This is a genomic window from Ruminococcus flavefaciens MA2007 (assembly GCF_000621845.1).
GTDB lineage: Bacteria > Bacillota > Clostridia > Oscillospirales > Ruminococcaceae > Ruminococcus > Ruminococcus flavefaciens_E.
Window position 1 is genome coordinate 20,201 of the sequence record NZ_JHXF01000016.1, and the last position, 17,319, is coordinate 37,519.

At 40.7% G+C, this 17,319-nt stretch carries 20 protein-coding genes and 1 pseudogene; 11 read left to right on the plus strand and 10 right to left on the minus strand.

The window, feature by feature from the left end; all coding sequences use genetic code 11:
* Positions 1–68: 68 nt before the first annotated feature.
* Positions 69–752, plus strand: coding sequence for a hypothetical protein (locus T497_RS0108845; RefSeq protein ID WP_028515299.1), 684 nt, complete (start codon positions 69–71; stop codon positions 750–752).
* Between the two features lie 953 nt (positions 753–1,705).
* Here T497_RS0108845 and T497_RS0108855 read toward each other — a convergent pair.
* From T497_RS0108855 to T497_RS0108875, 5 genes are all read right to left on the minus strand, one after another.
* On the minus strand, positions 1,706–3,433 hold the full coding sequence (locus tag T497_RS0108855; RefSeq protein WP_028515301.1) for a S41 family peptidase: 1,728 nt from the start codon (positions 3,431–3,433) through the stop codon (positions 1,706–1,708).
* Between the two features lie 102 nt (positions 3,434–3,535).
* A complete protein-coding gene (locus tag T497_RS18305) occupies positions 3,536–3,679 on the minus strand; it encodes a hypothetical protein (protein ID WP_155266881.1) in 144 nt (47 codons plus the stop codon).
* 92 nt (positions 3,680–3,771) lie between these two features.
* Complete coding sequence (gene tnpB, locus T497_RS0108865) at positions 3,772–4,128, minus strand: IS66 family insertion sequence element accessory protein TnpB (protein ID WP_028515302.1); 357 nt, start codon at positions 4,126–4,128, stop codon at positions 3,772–3,774.
* On the minus strand, positions 4,122–4,445 hold the full coding sequence (tnpA, locus tag T497_RS16380; protein WP_037324734.1) for an IS66 family insertion sequence element accessory protein TnpA: 324 nt from the start codon (positions 4,443–4,445) through the stop codon (positions 4,122–4,124). The genes tnpB and tnpA (T497_RS16380) overlap by 7 nt, the downstream gene beginning before the upstream one ends.
* Before the next feature lie 225 nt (positions 4,446–4,670).
* Positions 4,671–4,901 (minus strand): hypothetical protein, encoded by a 231-nt coding sequence (locus tag T497_RS0108875; RefSeq protein ID WP_028515303.1) that lies wholly within the window; start codon positions 4,899–4,901, stop codon positions 4,671–4,673.
* A gap of 200 nt (positions 4,902–5,101) precedes the next feature.
* On the opposite strand from T497_RS0108875, the gene T497_RS0108880 reads away from it, so the two are divergent.
* Positions 5,102–5,731, plus strand: coding sequence for a hypothetical protein (locus tag T497_RS0108880; RefSeq protein WP_024859407.1), 630 nt, complete (start codon positions 5,102–5,104; stop codon positions 5,729–5,731).
* A 187-nt stretch (positions 5,732–5,918) separates the two neighbouring features.
* Positions 5,919–6,371 (plus strand): hypothetical protein, encoded by a 453-nt coding sequence (locus tag T497_RS0108885; RefSeq protein WP_028515304.1) that lies wholly within the window; start codon positions 5,919–5,921, stop codon positions 6,369–6,371.
* A gap of 110 nt (positions 6,372–6,481) precedes the next feature.
* On the opposite strand, the gene T497_RS0108890 is transcribed toward T497_RS0108885, so the two are convergent.
* On the minus strand, positions 6,482–7,162 hold the full coding sequence (locus T497_RS0108890) for an SOS response-associated peptidase family protein (RefSeq protein ID WP_242839996.1): 681 nt from the start codon (positions 7,160–7,162) through the stop codon (positions 6,482–6,484).
* A 229-nt stretch (positions 7,163–7,391) separates the two neighbouring features.
* On the opposite strand from T497_RS0108890, the gene tnpA (T497_RS16385) reads away from it, so the two are divergent.
* Both tnpA (T497_RS16385) and T497_RS0108900 read left to right on the plus strand, forming a co-directional pair.
* Complete coding sequence (tnpA, locus tag T497_RS16385; protein WP_037324742.1) at positions 7,392–7,706, plus strand: IS66 family insertion sequence element accessory protein TnpA; 315 nt, start codon at positions 7,392–7,394, stop codon at positions 7,704–7,706.
* A 241-nt stretch (positions 7,707–7,947) separates the two neighbouring features.
* A complete protein-coding gene (locus tag T497_RS0108900; RefSeq protein ID WP_028515306.1) occupies positions 7,948–8,844 on the plus strand; it encodes a dockerin type I domain-containing protein in 897 nt (298 codons plus the stop codon).
* 288 nt (positions 8,845–9,132) lie between these two features.
* On the opposite strand, the gene T497_RS18935 is transcribed toward T497_RS0108900, so the two are convergent.
* A complete protein-coding gene (locus tag T497_RS18935; protein ID WP_278244735.1) occupies positions 9,133–9,264 on the minus strand; it encodes a hypothetical protein in 132 nt (43 codons plus the stop codon).
* A 20-nt stretch (positions 9,265–9,284) separates the two neighbouring features.
* Positions 9,285–9,710: a hypothetical protein gene (locus T497_RS0108910; protein WP_155266882.1), complete on the minus strand. Its 426-nt coding sequence runs from the start codon at positions 9,708–9,710 to the stop codon at positions 9,285–9,287.
* Between the two features lie 6 nt (positions 9,711–9,716).
* On the opposite strand from T497_RS0108910, the pseudogene T497_RS16390 reads away from it, so the two are divergent.
* Positions 9,717–10,055: pseudogene (locus tag T497_RS16390) on the plus strand (recombinase family protein); the annotation flags it as partial.
* 183 nt (positions 10,056–10,238) lie between these two features.
* Here T497_RS16390 and T497_RS0108920 read toward each other — a convergent pair.
* Positions 10,239–10,499, minus strand: a complete 261-nt coding sequence (locus T497_RS0108920) for a type II toxin-antitoxin system prevent-host-death family antitoxin (RefSeq protein WP_028515308.1) — start codon at positions 10,497–10,499, stop codon at positions 10,239–10,241.
* Positions 10,500–10,626: 127 nt separating this feature from the next.
* Positions 10,627–11,580, minus strand: a complete 954-nt coding sequence (locus T497_RS0108925; RefSeq protein WP_028515309.1) for a hypothetical protein — start codon at positions 11,578–11,580, stop codon at positions 10,627–10,629.
* A gap of 251 nt (positions 11,581–11,831) precedes the next feature.
* Here T497_RS0108925 and T497_RS0108930 point away from each other — a divergent pair, with 251 nt between their 5' ends.
* From T497_RS0108930 to T497_RS0108950, 5 genes are all read left to right on the plus strand, one after another.
* Positions 11,832–12,491: a hypothetical protein gene (locus T497_RS0108930; RefSeq protein ID WP_028515310.1), complete on the plus strand. Its 660-nt coding sequence runs from the start codon at positions 11,832–11,834 to the stop codon at positions 12,489–12,491.
* 14 nt (positions 12,492–12,505) lie between these two features.
* The gene (locus T497_RS0108935; RefSeq protein WP_028515311.1) at positions 12,506–12,979 is read left to right on the plus strand and encodes a hypothetical protein; all 474 of its coding nucleotides are present in this window, start codon (positions 12,506–12,508) and stop codon (positions 12,977–12,979) included.
* Entirely contained in the window at positions 12,976–15,228 is a 2,253-nt protein-coding gene (locus T497_RS0108940) for a hypothetical protein (RefSeq protein ID WP_028515312.1), read from the plus strand. Before T497_RS0108935 ends, T497_RS0108940 begins: the two co-directional genes overlap by 4 nt.
* 126 nt (positions 15,229–15,354) lie before the next feature.
* A complete protein-coding gene (locus T497_RS18310) occupies positions 15,355–15,513 on the plus strand; it encodes a hypothetical protein (RefSeq protein WP_155266883.1) in 159 nt (52 codons plus the stop codon).
* A gap of 113 nt (positions 15,514–15,626) precedes the next feature.
* Positions 15,627–17,318: a recombinase family protein gene (locus T497_RS0108950; protein ID WP_028515313.1), complete on the plus strand. Its 1,692-nt coding sequence runs from the start codon at positions 15,627–15,629 to the stop codon at positions 17,316–17,318.
* Position 17,319: the final 1 nt, after the last annotated feature.

A 17,319-nucleotide genomic window follows, 5' to 3' on the forward strand; every position in this document is an offset into this window, starting at 1 on the left:
CATTGTCAATTATGTAAATTTGTGGTATAATTCTTTTAGCATAAATACAATAAGGGATGGCTTATACTATGAAAAAGACTTTAATATTTACACTTTCATTATCTTTATTATGCGGCTGTGCTTCGCAGAATAACAGCACATCAAAATATGAAAAAAATGAAGCAGAAACAACTGCTGTTACGACAACAGTAAAAACGACTTCAAGTTCCACTGTCACTACATCTCATACTACAACTACAACAATTATAACAACAACAAATTCCGTAACCACTACAACGACTTCTATAGATAACGATGAGGACTTCATATGGCTGGAAAAAGGAGTATATGAGGTAGGATACGGAGAAAGGGATGCTGATCTTCGGTATGATAACAGGTTTGAAGGAATGTTCTATACTTTTTTTGATGAGAAAACAGGAATTGAGTGGGATGCGTACGAAGGGGTGATCTCTTATTTTACCTGCGAACAGAAAAAAGACAAGATCATTTTCCATGAAACTAATCTGACAAGAAATAATTCACAGGCAGGAATAGGAGTCACATATGATTATGAATGTCATACCTGCCTTGATGATGAAGGCAATGTAAAGCTAGGTAATAATGAATTCCTTGTTAAGTTGCCTGCAGATGAATTGGAATATGCACCGGAATTATTCGATGCAAGAGATTATAGTGATAATTATGTTCCGCTTGATGATAAACCTCATGTATTAGGTTTTCCTCATTATAAAGGCAAAAAAATTGATGAATGATACGAACATCGATCTGTATTTTAACATCAATGATATTTTCTATTTAAAAAAATGAGGGTTCAAATCCCTCATGTCTCACCACTTTTATTTATGCCTGTATTTCGGTTGAGCATCGAGATACAGGCATATTTCGTTAGTTCTGTTTTCTACTTAAACTGCATACATGAATCTGAAAAGACATGAAATCAACTAAAAATACAACGTTTGTCACACGAGTGTCGTAAGTGTCAAATATAACACGTCCAAATATACAAGTATCAGGCTCGCCGCAGCGAGCCTGATACTTTTGAGAAGATTATATTATTGACGAGATTTAAGGTTGATACTTGTACTTTTCTTTCGTTCTATTATACAGCAGCTGATGATAACAATATCAGTATCGATAATCTTATAAGCCTTTCAGGCAAGACTTCATCTCAGATTGGCACCGATGATTACTGGAAGACTTCATTTGCGGAATATGTTCCGGAATCTCCGAAAGAACGTAAAAGTCAAATACACTTCTTGGAAGGTGATTTCGTGTGGAAAGTACTGTTATATGAACAACTTGGAATGATAACGCTGATAAAGAAACAGCTGTCAGTGATATATCTATAAAGTATGGTGTGCTTGAAGGGGTTGGGATACTTTTTCTGGCAGGTTCAAATATTGCAGATGCTTTTTCTTCATTATAGCAGAATCCATTTCACGCCAGGTGCAAATGCAGTATATGTGATCGGCAGTTATGGCGATGAAGTAATGTCGATACAGTGCACCGTGAACTGGATCTTCATAGTTAACAATCAACCTCTACGCATTGACGGAATATACGGCTCACAGACAGCGTACTGAGTAAAGGCATACCAAGAAGGCCGTAGGCATCACTGCTGACGACAAGTTCGGCCCACAGACACGTGCAAAGGAACTCGATTATCTGAGAAGGATTCCATATAACGGCAAATAATAACGGATACTCATTCTGCATTATCTTCAATATACTTTACAGCCCAATCCAGCTTATAATCCTCCTTGTCACGGAATATCTTCATCGCTGCATCATGGTCGAACGGTATACGCACCTCAACGGGATTGCGGCTTACTCTGTCGGATTTGGTGTCTATGTTAGGCTCACTGTCCTCGTTCAATACCAGACCTGTGGGATAATACACTGTCACAATACCGCCTGACAAAGTGCTTATACCTCCCGTTTCCTGATTGCAGCCGCACGGATCGGTAATACCTGCGACTGTAACATTTGGTAGCTTTGAAAGATACAACGACAAGCCATCACCTGCACTACAGCATTCATAATTGGTCAGTGCAACGACCTTAAGGTCTTCAAATTCGCCTGTGCCGTGTATTATGTGATCGGATACGCAGGTGTACTTTCCATCCTTGCGTATGCCGAGACCCTCACCGTACCAGTCCTTGTCCGTCAGCAGATCGCACAACGCTATACCTATTTCGTCGAAGCCTCCATCATTGTTACGCAAGTCGATGACAAGGTATTCCATACCCTGCGATCTCAGATCGTTCAGCTTTTCACGGAACATATCTCTTGCATACTTCTGATTACCTGTCAGATAGCCGGCATAGTCCTGAAAAGATGAACCCATTGTTTCCGCTGTCACTTTGAGATAACCACACTTATCATCGAGCATCTTAGTGCTGAAATTTTCCTCTAACAGTTTATCAGTATCGTTCGGAAGCTTAAGTCCTTTGAAAGCAGCCATTGCCTCCATCTTTGTTTTCACGCCGCCCTTGTCATAAACAGTGACCGTCTGTTCACTGCCGTTTTTGTCTATGAAAGACACTTCAAGCGTATCATCGCCCACAAGGTCAAGGTTCATCACATCAAGCATTTCTTCATTCGCTTTGACAGGTGTACCGAGGTCGGGAACATCTTCTTTGGCTGCCTGCAAAACGGACTTGCCGTTCCATTTTGTGATAACAGTTCCGTCCTCTATGCCGAGATCGCTTGCGGTTTCATCGGTGCATACGGCTATGATCTCGCCGCTGTCCAGTTTAACTGTTGCAAAGCCGTAATCGTGAGGCGTGATGACCGATTTATAATCCTCATCGTCAAAATCAGCTTCGACTCCGACATGACCATCGTGAAGCTCAGTACAGAACATCATGACTGCATCAGCAAATTTGCCTGCGCTCTGTTCCCTCTCGGCTTCCTCGACCATCGGCATATACTTTGCTTCAAGGCTGGAAAAATCGACCTCTTTCCATTCTTTTAGGACATAGTGTTCGTCCATATCCATCACAAGTGAATGAAAAGACTCGGTATAGCTTTCCCTTGAATGATTGAAAATATTGGGTGAAATCGCACAGAAATAAAAACCGCAAAGGCAGGACAAAATGCCAGTTAGCCCAGCGGTTATACAGTAGCCTATCCTGCGCTTTGCAAACAGCGCAGGTATCAGGGCAAGCACTGCGATAATGTACATCACAAAGAAACCGCCGAGAAATACTATCGGTGCGCCGACAACATATATGAAAGCATGAACACAGCAGATTAGCAGCGGCACAAGACAAAGCAGCCGCCATAATCGCAGCTTCTTTAAGTCGTCCTTCCATATGTGATGAAGTACCGCAAGGATCAGCATAGTGAGCAATACAGCCACACACCATACGACATGAGTTACATTAACCGTTGAAAATATATGGTGGAATGTATCAAAAACGTTTCTCATAAGATACTACCTCAGATGAATTTTATTTTAGCAGGCAAATCGGGTTTCTGCCCACCACTATCAGTAATTATACATAATCACCGCCAATAAGTCAATAACATATCAACAGAATATCTGCTTTTTCAGCCATGCAAGCTGATCCTGCGCATATGCAAGTTCTTCTTCAAGGATGGCAACTCTTGATCGGAGCGCAGCATTTTCCTGTGCCATTGTCAGATCATTTTTTACTGCGTTCTGCTCAGACATACTGCTTCCTCCGTTCCTCAAACTATACATATATTATACCATAAAACAAGTGAAAAAGCAAGGAAAATAGGCGAATTCTCCTTGCTTTCCGTTCAATAGATCATCCCTGTTTTACCGTCTTTGATCGCCTTCGGCTGATCGATCTTCAGACCTTCAAGCAGCCATCTTGTCTGCTGAGGAGTGAGCAGTCTGGCCTCAATTTCATTGCGGGGCCACTGGAACTGTCCGTTGTCGAGCCGCTTGTAGAGCAAAAGAAATCCGTCTCCTTCCCAAAGAAGACCTTTGATACGGTCACGGCGTCTGCCGCAGAACAGGAAGAGTGCGCTGCTGAACGGATCGAGCCGGAGCTGCCCCTGTATTATCATGGCAAGTCCGTCTATGGAGCGCCTCAGATCTGTGTAGCCTGTGACGAGGTAGACCTGCTGATTTGAAGAAATATCGTTCAGCATAGGGCTTTCACCAGAGCAAGGAGGGTTTCAGGATCAATGTCTGACGGCAGCGAGATCTGAAGATCGTTCTTCCCGATGCGGATCTCTGACTGACATTGCTGCTGCGGAACGTTGAGAGGAACGATGGCTGGAGCTTCAACGAACTGTTCACGGATCTTTTTCAGCCGGCAGTAGTAAGTGTTCGGCTTGATGCTGTTTTCTTCACACCATTGCTTTATGGTCAGGCCGCTTGCCTGCTGTGCTTTGATAAGTTCCGACCATTCCTGCAGGCGTACTGCCTGTCTGATCGTTGCAATCTCTGTTGTTTTATTCAGCATAATGCTACCTCCCGTGTCCAACGGCCTCCAATTTACTACATGGAGCTTTTTGGAGTTTTTGGAATGTCAAGTTTACTCCATCAAGTTTCCTGGAGTTTATTATACATCATTGGACAACGAGAGGGAAGACGCGGAATATTTTACTCTTACCGAGTGTCACACGGATATACATCAAATACTATTATATATAAAGGACGGCGTAAAGCCGTCACATAAGTCTTTGGGTTATTCAACATCTAAGAATTTCTCAATAACGACCATTATCTCCTCAAGGCGCTTACCACCGATACCTTTGATCTTACTGAGTTCAGCCTCAAGAGCCGGGAGATCAATGGTTTTGCCCTGTTCTCCGAGAAGCTCGTCTCCATACTGAAGAATGAACTTTGTAAGCTCCTCTCGGTTCATTTTCTTGATTTTTCGGTAAGTGTCCCTGTCGATGATCTCTTTCTGTCCCATATATAGCTCCTTTTTCGTTTCTTGTAACATATTATACCATATCACCGATGCAATGTAAATATGTAAAACAGAAATGCTCAATTAGCGGTATTCTATATATGTAACCTTGACTTTTGGCGATAGTTCAGTGTATAATATGGATAGTAAGCAGGTTACTATGATAAATCAGAATATATATAATAAACAGTGGGGCGAAAAATATGCCAATACCAAATTACTTGCAAGAAATAGCATATAATGAGAGGCCAAAAGGCGATTTCACATCATTTGGTTTGAAATGTAAATGTGGTAGTACACATTTTCATATATATGAATCCTATCTTGATAAACACGAAAAGGAACTTTGCAAACCTTATTATGATGCTTTGGATTATTCGATTACGGGCGGATGCTTTTCGAGTTGTACCAAGGATGAAAACGGAGTATTACATCACTGGGTATATCTAACTCACAGCAGAAATGGCCCAAAAGAGGAAGTTATTATTCCTCCCAAACCAATTTGTGCTTGCATAAAGGTGATTAAGGTAAAATGTTCTGAATGTGGAAATGAATATGTTATATATGACAGCCGAACATGTGGATATGATGGCGTTTTCAGTACAAATTCTGCTGAAAAAGAATACAATCCGCATTTCAAGCTAAAGAAGCGGCGTGACGGTCTTCCTGTTGAAATATGTATCAGCGTTGAACATACTGAAACATTTGAAGAATTTCAAAATATTATTTCTTGTGAATATTCAAAGTACACCGATGCTTTTTTATGGATAGTTATTTATTCAATTGATGATAATAATAAGAAACGCAAGCTATACGAATTTGAGACCGATTAAAAATAGAATTTCAATTCAGCTTAGTACCATGGTAGAGCCAAAACTAATGAAAAAAAGATACATAGAGTCCCCGTGAGGGGACTTCTTCGTTCATATATGTAATCTTGACTTTTGGTGACAGTGCAGTGTATAATATGAATAGTACATAAGTTACTTTGATAAATCGGAATTTAGGGGGAATTCATCTATGAATTCAATTTGGAACGATTATAAAGAAGACCTACTTGAAAAAGAATATCTTGATGCAGAAGAAATCTTTATTGCTGTCTTTTCAGAAACATATCGGCATACGAGTCCAAATGCAAAGCTTTTTACAGACCTTTATAACTGGTATACCTGCGGAATAGAAGACGGAATGTATCAGTTTTTTGAATTTGAATATAGGACTATAGATTCCCTATCTGACTTAGGCAGAGTAATCAAAACGTATCTTGGCGACAGTGCCTATGATTGCTTTCAAAAGTGTATCACAACGTTAATGCCGCTTGTATACAGTGATTCGCCTGATTCAGCTGCTATTGATGAAATATCAGAATCCATGGATGAGTTTTTTACGAAAAATGAAAAAGCCTTATTGCATGGGATAAAGATTTATCTGCTTGAAGAAGGAGATAAAATTGCAGCAGAAATCGGTTGGTAAATTCTGATTTTGATTAGTACATGATAGATCAACAACTTATGAAAAAATGATATGGAGAGTCCCTGCAATTGCTTGCAGGGACGTTTTCATGAAATCATGTTTTATTGGCATTATGCTGTTATGAACTCCGTCGGAGATCTATGATATTCCACAGCCTTCTCAAAGACCATATTTGTCAGTGCCTTCTCAGTAATACTGAAAGGATCTCCGTCAGGGCGTATCCATTCCTTGACGTTCTCCTTATCCAGTATCAGAGGCATTCTGTCATGAATATCTCTTACAGTACCTGCTGCTTCTCGCGTAAGTATTGAGAACATAGGCACCTGCATGCCGCTATGTTCCTCATATCGGTATAGTCCTGCGATATATGTTCTATATGAACCTTCGGTCTGTATGGCAAATTTGGCCTTCTTGGTATTGCGATGCTCTTTCATGCTGCGGCTATCGTCCTCATATACAGGATATCCCCATTCATAATACCATGATGCAGGGATAACACACTTTCTCCTATACCATGAATCTTTCCACAGTACCTTTGTATCTGCAGTCTCTACGCGGCAGTTAGCAAGAGGCTTAGTAGTAGCCTTATGTGTGAATCCCCACACCATTGGAAATATAGCCATATTCCCATATTTATTCGGTGCAAGAACAGGTGCTATGTCTGTTGGAGATAGGTCACCAGACATGATAAGACTCTTTCCAAGCTTTATCGACATATCCTGAGCTAACGTCATTTTTCTAACTTTTATGAGTACCTCAGCCATTTCTCTTGGCTCTATTCTTAAGGACATACACATGCAGACCACCTCCTATCAATGCGGCAGCAGAATATATGTTCTGTTTTTATTATATCACAAGAAGATACCATTGTCAAGATAAAAGAAGAACCGCCCATCATTGGGCGGTTATATCATCGTTTGGGGCTATTACTGTAAGCGCCAACCATTCCCAGCACTTCCGTAGCAATGAATAAAATGCTAAAATAGTTCCAGAGGAAAATATCCGAAAGGAGCTACGAATATGCCAACAGCAAAAGAAGTTCAGAGAGAACTGTGCCGCAGAGAATGGGCAGAGCGGATTGCAGAATGCGAAAGCAGTAATATGTCGGTCAGGGAATGGTGTGCAGCGAATGGGGTGAATGTAAACACATACTATGGACGTGTCGCTTCACTGAAAAAGGATACAGCTAAAACTAAAAAAACGTCTACGCAGGATATTGTTCCTCTGAGCGCAGTAAAAGAAAAGCCTGATGTGCCAAGTGTAGCCAAATCTGAAACTGCTGCAGTTCCAATACGTAAGCCTGTTCATGAAAAAGAAAGGGAAGGTTCAGTGTGATCCGCCCCTTTTTCATATTGTCCGTCCTTTTCCCTTTACGGAAGCTTTTTTCTCATTTATCTTATAATTTTTTTATATGCTTTTGCAGGAGTTTTTGAATTATAAATTGTATGATTTTTAAATTAATGATAATTTAATGCTGTAATTAGTAAAAAAAAGACGTGTAAATGTTTAATAATATTGACAAGCAGAACGATAAATGATATAATAAAATATATTATATATTCAGGAGGATATTATTATGAAAAAACTCACAAAACATTTTGTTGCAGCTGCATTAGCTTCTTTTATGTTAACAGGCGCTTATGGAACTGCATCAGCTGCTACTGCAAGAACTATTCAAAAGCAATTGACTTGTTCTAATGGTGCTTATATGTCTGATTTTATCAGAAATGAATCAAGAAAATTTCCAAATAGAATGTATTGGAATGGAGGTGGCGATTCGGGCGTTACAAGCACACCACTCGGTACTTCAAACGTATTCACTTCGGATATGATGTATATACAAACATTAAGTAATGGCTCTATCCCAACATCAAGTACTCAATTTTACCCTTTAAATACCAGAGATTATTTATCAAAAGATGTGTGTGAGGGATTTGCAAGAAAACTTTCTTCCGACTATTATGGAACAAAATCATTTCTTACCATTTGGCATGATAATTTAACAGTTGATGATATAAAGCCTGGTGATATAGTCGGCTTTCAAGATGGGGGCCATGGGCATGCGATTTTTGTTTTATCAGTTTCCGGAGATACTATTACATTGGCTGATTGTAACTGGTGTTGTAGTAACGATATTAGATGGTGCGCAACGATGAACAAAAGCTATTTAAAAAAGATTCTATTAATAACAAGACCAATTATGATTGGAGATATAAACTTTGATGGTGTTGTAGATATAAAGGATAAAAAAGCTTTCAGAACATATCTCGATGAAAAAGATAAATACTCTCAGGGAAAAATCGATAGCTTTTCTATGTCAAGAGAACTGAGAGCAGCAATAGGAAAATATGGAGATATCAATAATGACGGTCAAATTAATGAGACTGATTTTATTTATCTTAGTATTTTCGTTGATCCTGGCGTTCCTGCAGATAGATATACGGTATCTCAATTTTTCTGCTATGCAAAATAATTATAAATCTAAAAAAATGGTCGGTTTAATACCGACCATTTTTTATAGTGAATCTAATCATGTTATGAGTGAGAGTATCTTCTTAACCTCCGTTACTTTCATAGAACTTCTTATACGCTTTTGTAAGCTTTTTCATATCAGAAGTGTCAATGGTAAGCGCCAACCTTTCAATGCCTCGTAAATAATTTACAGCCAATATCACCGTGATATTGGCTGTTGATTTTTTAGACATTGAAGGCGTGCGCTTACATTTGTCAAATATTTCGGGTTCAGTTTCATTGGTTTCTCCTATCTTAGCGGAACGAGAGGGAGTTCAATAGGTTCATCGCTGCTATTGGAGCGAGTATTGCTCGTTGTGATAACGTCCTCGGTATCAAACTCCACAACCTCTATTCTGGGCGTAATATATTCTTCTTTCATTCGAGGTTCTCCTTATGTCACTATCTCAGGGGGACTAACGGCAGCTCTATTGGTTTATCGCTGTCGGTTGTATCGGACGGCGTATCCTGCACCGCCTGTGTGGTTGTCTGCTGAACAGGCTTTGATGTGGCTGCCGCGGACTCAGAGCCGTCCTGCTGTGCCTTTGTAGTTGTTGCAGGCTCGGCAGAGCTGTTTGCTTTGGTTGTGACGGTATCATTGCCTTGCTCGTTCACGGCTTTTGTTGTAGTGGCAGGTTTTTCTTCTTTGGCAGATGAATCCGCAGTTGTAGTGGTGTGTTCCGTAGGGGATATGTTATCTTCTGTATCCTTGGCGGACTGCTTCGAGGAGGAATCGCTCACCGTAGCAGTTGTTGTACTTTCCGTGGCAGTGTCCTCCGCTGATGAACTGCTTTCGTTGTGGCAGCCTGTCAGCAGAAGCGCCGACAAAAGAAGAATGTATTGCAGCGCAAAGGTGTAATCCTTGTCAGTGCAAAAGAGAATATTGACACAGACACTCCGCAAGGGCGATTCGTCCTGTCTATATTTGCGGCGCTCTCAGAGCTTGAACGTGAGCAGACCTTACAGCGCCAGCGCGAGGGTATCGCTATTGCGAAAGCACAGGGAAAGTACAAAGGTCGGCAGCCTATTCCTATCGACTGGATAAAGTTCGGACAACTGTACGAGCAGTGGAAGTCTGGTACTATTACGGCAGTATGGTTTCAGAAGGAAATGGGTCTGCGTGCAAACACCTTCTATCGTCGGCTCAGGGCGTATGAAGCAAGGTGTATTTGAATAAGTAGGAGCCGGCTCGACCGGCTCCAATCTTTCAATAAGGTGGCAGTTTTATATGACATATTTCAAAAGCTGAAAAACAACTTATGTGACACGTTTTTTGAGTGTGTCAGTAGGCTATAGGCTATTGACATACTATAGTGAGCCTTGCTACAAAGGAACTCTAAGCTCATACTATTATAATTATAGATTCGCTGTAAATTTCCTTCTGACGTCGTCAGAAGATATCCAGCCTTCCTGTTCGCCGGATTTTCTGCCCTCGTCAAGCTTGCACATTAATTTGAGCGTTGCTTTGGTACGCTCATATTCCTCCTGTTCAGCTATATCGACAATAGCATAGCAGCCTCTGCCGTTTTTTGTGAGGTAAACAGGAGAACCAATCGCAACATTCTGCAACACAGAGGAATAGTTTCTGAGAGCTGAAATCGGAACTATATTTGGCATAAGAATATCTCCCTTCATTTTCTGCCTATATTATATGCCAAAAGAAATATGATGTCAAGTTTTACGATGAATATTACGATTGAAATATCTGAAATCGAATTATTGCCCGTAATGGAAGCGGGCGTGATTACTCATTCTTTGTTTTCTTCGGATTCTTTGCGTTCCTGTCTTTCATTTTAAAGAATGTCAGCAGATCATCTGTTCCGATTTCATTTTCAATTTCCTTTGTTAGCTCTGGTCTGTCATAGAGATAGTCATAAATATTTTGGAAAAACTTTACATACTCGGAAGCTAAAGAACCTGTTTCTAATAATTCATCAGCACAAACACAGCCAGAATTCTTTTTGAGCTCCGCATATGCTTTTATAAAATCAACCGTTTTGTTCTGACAATCCTGTATAATTACGAGCATTAATTGCAGAACAAGGTTTGCATAATCCTCCTGAGAAAAGCAGCCTGACAAAACTTCATTAAGCGGTAACGAAGTGTCAATATTGGGGCGAAGCCCTTTCCATATATATGAGCGCTTTCCGTATTCATTTTCTTTTATCATATCGCCAAAGGGCATATCATGATTAAGGACATTAGAATTATCGTAAAGATTTTTCATTTCATAAGCAAACTTTTTAATACTTAATGCTCTTGTAAAATTAATTGAAGAATGAATTGCTGCTACCCATTCATCTATGGTAACATCATCCAGATCCCAATCGTCATAAGACACTTCATACTTGATCAAAGATTCAGCACGATTTCCAAGCTCGATTATCTTGTCATAATCGCTCTCATCTATACTGTCGTTAAACCAATCCACAAAAATATGATCAACATCATCTTTGCCTTGTGGGAAATATGATTTTATAAGCAGAGCTTTAACTATGCTTTTATCTTTCAATGGTATCATATCTTTTTCCCTGCAACGCCAGTCAAGTTTACTGCGCATGACAACACGGTTCATCAGAAAATTATATTTATTTCTTAGGCTTTTCTTGGTACTCTCATCAATCGGCTGAGTTTTAGAAATTTTATCATGATAAATCTCTTTACTCAGCTCCGATAAAGGAATATATTCTTTGTTCATATATTTAACTCCTTTTACATAAAAATCTCGGGAATGAAATCTCGTAAATATGTTTCCTCGCTTTAGTACTAAAAGTGAAGTATAATGAGGATACAGCAGAAATGCTGAGGAAACTGTTTGGAAATTAAGAAATTATAGGCGCTCGTATATTTGAGCCTGCGTTTTTCCTTGAAAACTACGTAGATATTAAGAAAAAGTGCAGGCAAGAATTGGAACTGACCTATACTTTTTGAAAAGTAAGGAGGTTTTTTATGAATAATCAATGGGGAAAAGGAGGATACAATTATCCTCAGGTAGGTCAAAAGGCTTCTCAGGCATACGTTTCAAGACAGTTTGGACAACAGATGCTCAGTCAGACTTTTGGGAACGGAGCAGGTGTGTCACCTGCGCTTAACGTGTCATATTCAAGAAGGTATAGTGCGTTTCCACAGGCATATTCAGCAAATATGCAAAATAATTGCATGAATACGCAGTTCTCAACTATGGAGTGGAGCGAGGATGCAACAAGTGCGGCATATTCAGCGTCAACATATGGAACATCGGTACCAGATATGGATCAGCGTATTTCTACGCAATCGGCAGCCATATCACCACCGCCGTTGCCACCACCGCAACCCGTGGCTCAACCACAACCGTTACCACCACCGCAGCCTGTGGTACAACCGCAATCGTTACCTCCACCGCCACCACAAGTGGTAGCAGGCTTTAGCAGGAGAAATCTCCCTCCTCAGGGAGTAATTCCGGATGTTGTAAATGAGCAGTCAACATACAAGCTTGATTTCGCAAAGTATGTATGGTATCTTGAAAATTCTAATAACAAGGGTAAGGTTCGAACACAGGATCTCACAAGCGGCTTTATAGCTTCGGGAATTACGAAAATATTAACCGAGGAAAAAAACTGCGTTGTGTAATACTGGAATATGTTATGAAAAATACAACATATCGGGATATTATGACTGCTGAGGATTACAAAGCAGAAAGGTATAATAAGTATCTTAAAGAGATTGAGAGAAAGCCCAAGTGTACAGGAATCCAGTTCAATAACCTGAGTAGCTTTGTTTTTAATCAGTCTGAAGAGAAAGAACTGATACTTTATTCTCGCCCGGGGTTTCACGATTATGGAGTAGGGGTAGTATATGCGGCGAATCCTGAAGACAATTATATCCCGCGAGAAATGCTTTCAAAGGGCGTTACACTGTGCAAGCTTGTGCCTCTAAATGATGCTCCGGAAGCAATTATTGCTAACGTTAAAAGTATTCTTGCGGCTCATAAAAATCTCAGGTTTATGGGAGCTTATCGCTTCGGTAGCAAGCTGCTGTATTTTCTCGAAGAAGCTGGGCTGAATGTCGAACAGATTGCTATTATCAAGCCTTCAACAAAATGCAGTGAAGATTTTTGACAGCATTACTGGCGACAAGAGACATAACAAACAAAGATCCTGTTCCTTCAGTTGAGTCCGGTGAAAAAGCCGTGCTTAAGGAGAATGAACTGAATTGGGACGGAATCTGTCTCTATGCGGACAGGTCTTTTGTTGACGAAGAAAAGAAGGTGTCAACTGGACTTAAAACCATAGTAAGGCGCAATACAAATGGCGAGAAGGGCAGAAACCTTGCTGCGGTTATTTCGGATAAGGCTGATATGATCGCTGCTAAAAGCATTCCCAACGATTTCTTCGTGATAAATACTGACGGTGTTGAAGTTACAGCACCTGCTGACTGGGTAAAGTATGTGTTTGGAGAGTTCGAGACCTTGATAGTCTCAACGATTACATCTCGCGGTGCGGAGGTCAAGGCATTTTTTAGAGAGCAGGTACCGGTATTTAGGTCGAAGCTGGCTAATGTATGTCAGGGCAAGGCACTGGACACTTTAGTAATGTTTTATACTGCTGAATTCTTCTTCAGGCGTTTTATGAACATCAGCATTTTGAGTGATGAGGATCTGAATGATGCTCCTTCACTGATAGTTTGCGATATCGAAAAGCTGCTGAGTTTAGACGAATTCCAGGTTCATGACTTTGCTTCAATTCTCAGTGAGCGTATAAGATCAGCGGTATATGAGGTATTGCAAAAGCGTAATAATATCCGTTTTGATGATGACGGAAAATCGCTCCTTCTGGACGGCGACAGATTGTTTATTTCCGCAAGGATACTGCGAGATATCATTACGAGCATGAAAAGCATACGTCAGATTGAAACGCTTATTAGTGCCTTGAAAAGGCTGGGATATTTGGAAAAAACTGACGGCAATACTAATCCGGTTGTTCTGCATAACAGCGCAGGAGAGTCTCAGCGCCTGTACCTATATAATATATCAATCGAAATACTGGATGCTGATGTAGTTTACAGGCTTCAAAATCCTGATATGGACGCTTTCATGTTTGAAAAGTCAGATATACCACAAGATGATTTCTTGACGATTCTCAACGATGGAAATGGGCATTACGCAGGCAAGAAGGTCTGCTACAATGATGAAGAGAACGGTCATTTCTACATAACGGGGCAGAGTGGCTGGGGAAAGTCATACTTGCTTTGCCAGCTCCTCGCTAAGTGCTTCAAACTTGGGCACCGTGTAGTTGCCTTTGCATCTTCAAAAACATCTTTTACGTATGAAAAGCTCTGTTGTAGCCTTTCTAAGAGCTTTGTCGATAAAAACGTAACTATCTACGACCTTGACCAGGAGGGAATACCGATTGATCTTTTCGGGATTGATCGCAATGTAAACCTTACTGTGAATAAAAAGCTTCTTCTTGGAGTTTTGCAAGCTGGTATCGGAGAACTTAGTCCTCAGCAGACTAACGCACTTCGTAAGGTGTTGTCGAAGGTCATTACTGACCTTGATGACAATGATAGAATTACCTGTGATTCGATTATTAACAAGCTTAATGGGATTGACAAGGAGTTCTTCACAACCGAAAACGTGAAAGACTATCTCGAGCCACTCCTAGACGAACTGGAAGATTGTGATTATGAGCTTTCCAAACTTAACGAATGCGACAGACACAATTGTAAAACAATTCTCCGCCGCCTCAACGGTGGCGGAAATAATAACAGTACAACACTGGAGAGTCTGCTCAATCGTATTGAGCCTCTTATTGAGGACATCGAAGGATGTGGCATGGCTGAGAGATCATGGAGTGAGTTTCTCAGAAACTCGAATAATATCGTTGTTATTCGTACGGAGTCGGGAAATCAAATCATAGATATGATGTTGGAGTCATTATACAACTACCAACACGATAATCCTCAGGTCGCTCTGGACGTGTTTATCGATGAAATTCAGAACCAGAATTTTATGGAAACAAGCCCGATACGTAAGATCATGAAAGAAGGGCGCAATAGCCATATTTCCTTTTATGGAGCCACACAGGATTATTATCCGTATAATACAGATCTCGGCAAAGTAATGGGAAAAGCAGGCGTGCAGATTTTCCTTAAACCTTCATCGAATTCTGAGAGTTTAGTGTTGGCAGAGCTGCGCTACAGAAAATCCGAATTATACCGATTTGATGGTATGGAGCGCGGTGATATAATTGTAAAGGCTAATCTCTTCAACAAGAAGCTTGGACGTAATGTTCCAACCATTCTTAGCGGACATGTTGATGACTTCATATTTGATGAAGAGAACGTAAGAGATGGTATAGTTGATTAGGTATGTGTCCTTCGTGAAACTATCTACTCATTAATTATATCTGCTTGACTTCGATGTGTCAATAGGAAAAAATATGGTATATTTACCGTTAACAAGAATCATAATTAATATGAAGGAGGGGAAATCATGAAAAAATCAGAATCGCCGGAGGTGGCACTCAAAAAACAAACCCTGACGGCATGGGCACATATCTTATATAAAAACGGCTGGATAGACCATACTCGTCTTGGAAAAATGGTTGAATTGATCGAACATATTGATCGAGTCAGTGGTAATATGCAGTAGAATTTACTTTATTTACCTGCCGCTGTTAGCGGCAGGCATTTTTTTCACTTGACAATTAATACTGGTATGATATAATAAATATGATGATAACGTACCGAAAAAGGAGGGCATCTATGGATATCTATAGCATTGCTAATCAGATGAAGGCAGAGCGCAAGACTATTTTTGATGTTAAAATGCGTGTGACTTTCTATGCTCGTGTCTCTACTACAAAGGACGAGCAGGAGAACTCCGTGGAGAACCAGATAGCTTTTTTTACGGACATGATAAAAAACAATCCCAACTGGGAGTATGTTGAGGGCTATGTTGACCGTGTCCGCGGCGAATCTGCTGAGAACCGTGCAAGTTTCATGCGCATGGTTGAAGATGGCAAGGCAGGAAAGTTCGACCTTATCCTTACCAAAGAGGTCAGCCGTTTCGCCAGAAATACCATTGACAGCCTCACGTATACAAGAGATCTGCTTAGGGCAGGTGTCGGAGTATTCTTCCAGAATGACAATATCTGCACTATTGATACGGACAGCGAGCTTCGCCTCACTATAATGTCCAGTATAGCGGCAGATGAAGTGCGAAAGCTCTCCGAGCGTGTGCGCTGGGGACACAAACGCGCTATCGAAAGCGGTAATGTAATGGGGAACAGCCGTATCTTCGGGTACGATAAACAGGATTGCAGACTTGTTATAAACGAAGCTGAAGCCGAGATGGTAAGGCTGATATATGAGCTTTATTCGACAGGGGACTACAGTTCCCGAAAAATCGAGAATATACTCTGGGAAAAGGGATACCGCAACAGAAACGGCTCACGCATACATCATAACACTATTAACGGGATAATCCAGAATCCTAAGTATAAAGGCTATTACTGCGGCAACAAGGTCAAGATCGTGGATTACCGCACCCGTGAACAGCGTTTCCTGCCCGAGGAAGAGTGGGTTCTCTATAAAGACGAAACAGGGGAGGTAGTTCCTGCAATCGTCAGTGAGGAGCTATGGGAAAAGGCGAATTCTATTTTCAACGAGCGCAGTACGGCTATCAAGACAAGGGGACGCTCTTTCAAGGATAAAAGTGTTTTCACCGGTGTAATATGGTGTAAGGCGCATGACAAGCCATACTGGCGGACCAGCTATTCCAACAGCGTTTCAAAGGGAAAGTCTGTATATCAGTGGATTTGCAGCGAAAAGAAGCGTTTCGGGGCTAAGAGCTGTGCATCTTTTTCGATAATGGAGGAAGATCTCTATAAAATGCTGTCAGAGCATTTCCAGACAATTGCAGGTAATATTGATGAGTATGTTACAGATTTTATGCGGATATACCGTGAAAGCGGACGTGATACTGGTTTACAAGGTCAGATAAATCATCTGACATCAAGTTTGACAAAAGAAAAGGCCAAGCGTGAAAAGCTGCTTGACCTGTATACGGATAATATTATTTCGCGTGATGAGTTCCGTGAGCGTAACGACAGTGTCAATGTTCTTATCTCACAGCTTGAAGAAGATATTCACGCACTGGAACTCAAGGCACAGGAAAAAGATGATTATGCAAAGGAAATGGCTAACATAGAAAATTACTTCCGCACTATGTACACACCCGGACATCAGATGTCACATGATGAAGTCGATGAAATGACAAAGGCGATCATAGACAGGATAGATGTTGTTCCGATAAACAGAGAATCTATGAAGCTTGAAGTTAAGCTTAAAACCAATATAGCTGCTGAAATCTCCTATATCAGGAATGATGGACGCTGCGTTCGTCGTTCTGGACATATCAGCAAGAAGATGATCGATTCTTATAAGATGCAGTAAC

What these genes read in the sequence shown, in the direction of transcription:
- T497_RS0108845 (WP_028515299.1), top strand. Translation starts at nt 69, where the DNA reads ATGAAAAAGACTTTAATATTTACACTTTCATTATCTTTATTATGCGGC.
- T497_RS0108855 (WP_028515301.1), bottom strand. Translation starts at nt 3,433, where the DNA reads ATGAGAAACGTTTTTGATACATTCCACCATATATTTTCAACGGTTAAT.
- T497_RS18305 (WP_155266881.1), bottom strand. Translation starts at nt 3,679, where the DNA reads ATGTCTGAGCAGAACGCAGTAAAAAATGATCTGACAATGGCACAGGAA.
- tnpB (WP_028515302.1), bottom strand. Translation starts at nt 4,128, where the DNA reads ATGCTGAACGATATTTCTTCAAATCAGCAGGTCTACCTCGTCACAGGC.
- tnpA (WP_037324734.1), bottom strand. Translation starts at nt 4,445, where the DNA reads ATGCTGAATAAAACAACAGAGATTGCAACGATCAGACAGGCAGTACGC.
- T497_RS0108875 (WP_028515303.1), bottom strand. Translation starts at nt 4,901, where the DNA reads ATGGGACAGAAAGAGATCATCGACAGGGACACTTACCGAAAAATCAAG.
- T497_RS0108880 (WP_024859407.1), top strand. Translation starts at nt 5,102, where the DNA reads ATGCCAATACCAAATTACTTGCAAGAAATAGCATATAATGAGAGGCCA.
- T497_RS0108885 (WP_028515304.1), top strand. Translation starts at nt 5,919, where the DNA reads ATGAATTCAATTTGGAACGATTATAAAGAAGACCTACTTGAAAAAGAA.
- T497_RS0108890 (WP_242839996.1), bottom strand. Translation starts at nt 7,162, where the DNA reads ATGTCCTTAAGAATAGAGCCAAGAGAAATGGCTGAGGTACTCATAAAA.
- tnpA (WP_037324742.1), top strand. Translation starts at nt 7,392, where the DNA reads ATGCCAACAGCAAAAGAAGTTCAGAGAGAACTGTGCCGCAGAGAATGG.
- T497_RS0108900 (WP_028515306.1), top strand. Translation starts at nt 7,948, where the DNA reads ATGAAAAAACTCACAAAACATTTTGTTGCAGCTGCATTAGCTTCTTTT.
- T497_RS18935 (WP_278244735.1), bottom strand. Translation starts at nt 9,264, where the DNA reads ATGAAAGAAGAATATATTACGCCCAGAATAGAGGTTGTGGAGTTTGAT.
- T497_RS0108920 (WP_028515308.1), bottom strand. Translation starts at nt 10,499, where the DNA reads ATGCCAAATATAGTTCCGATTTCAGCTCTCAGAAACTATTCCTCTGTG.
- T497_RS0108925 (WP_028515309.1), bottom strand. Translation starts at nt 11,580, where the DNA reads ATGAACAAAGAATATATTCCTTTATCGGAGCTGAGTAAAGAGATTTAT.
- T497_RS0108930 (WP_028515310.1), top strand. Translation starts at nt 11,832, where the DNA reads ATGAATAATCAATGGGGAAAAGGAGGATACAATTATCCTCAGGTAGGT.
- T497_RS0108935 (WP_028515311.1), top strand. Translation starts at nt 12,506, where the DNA reads ATGAAAAATACAACATATCGGGATATTATGACTGCTGAGGATTACAAA.
- T497_RS18310 (WP_155266883.1), top strand. Translation starts at nt 15,355, where the DNA reads ATGAAAAAATCAGAATCGCCGGAGGTGGCACTCAAAAAACAAACCCTG.
- T497_RS0108950 (WP_028515313.1), top strand. Translation starts at nt 15,627, where the DNA reads ATGGATATCTATAGCATTGCTAATCAGATGAAGGCAGAGCGCAAGACT.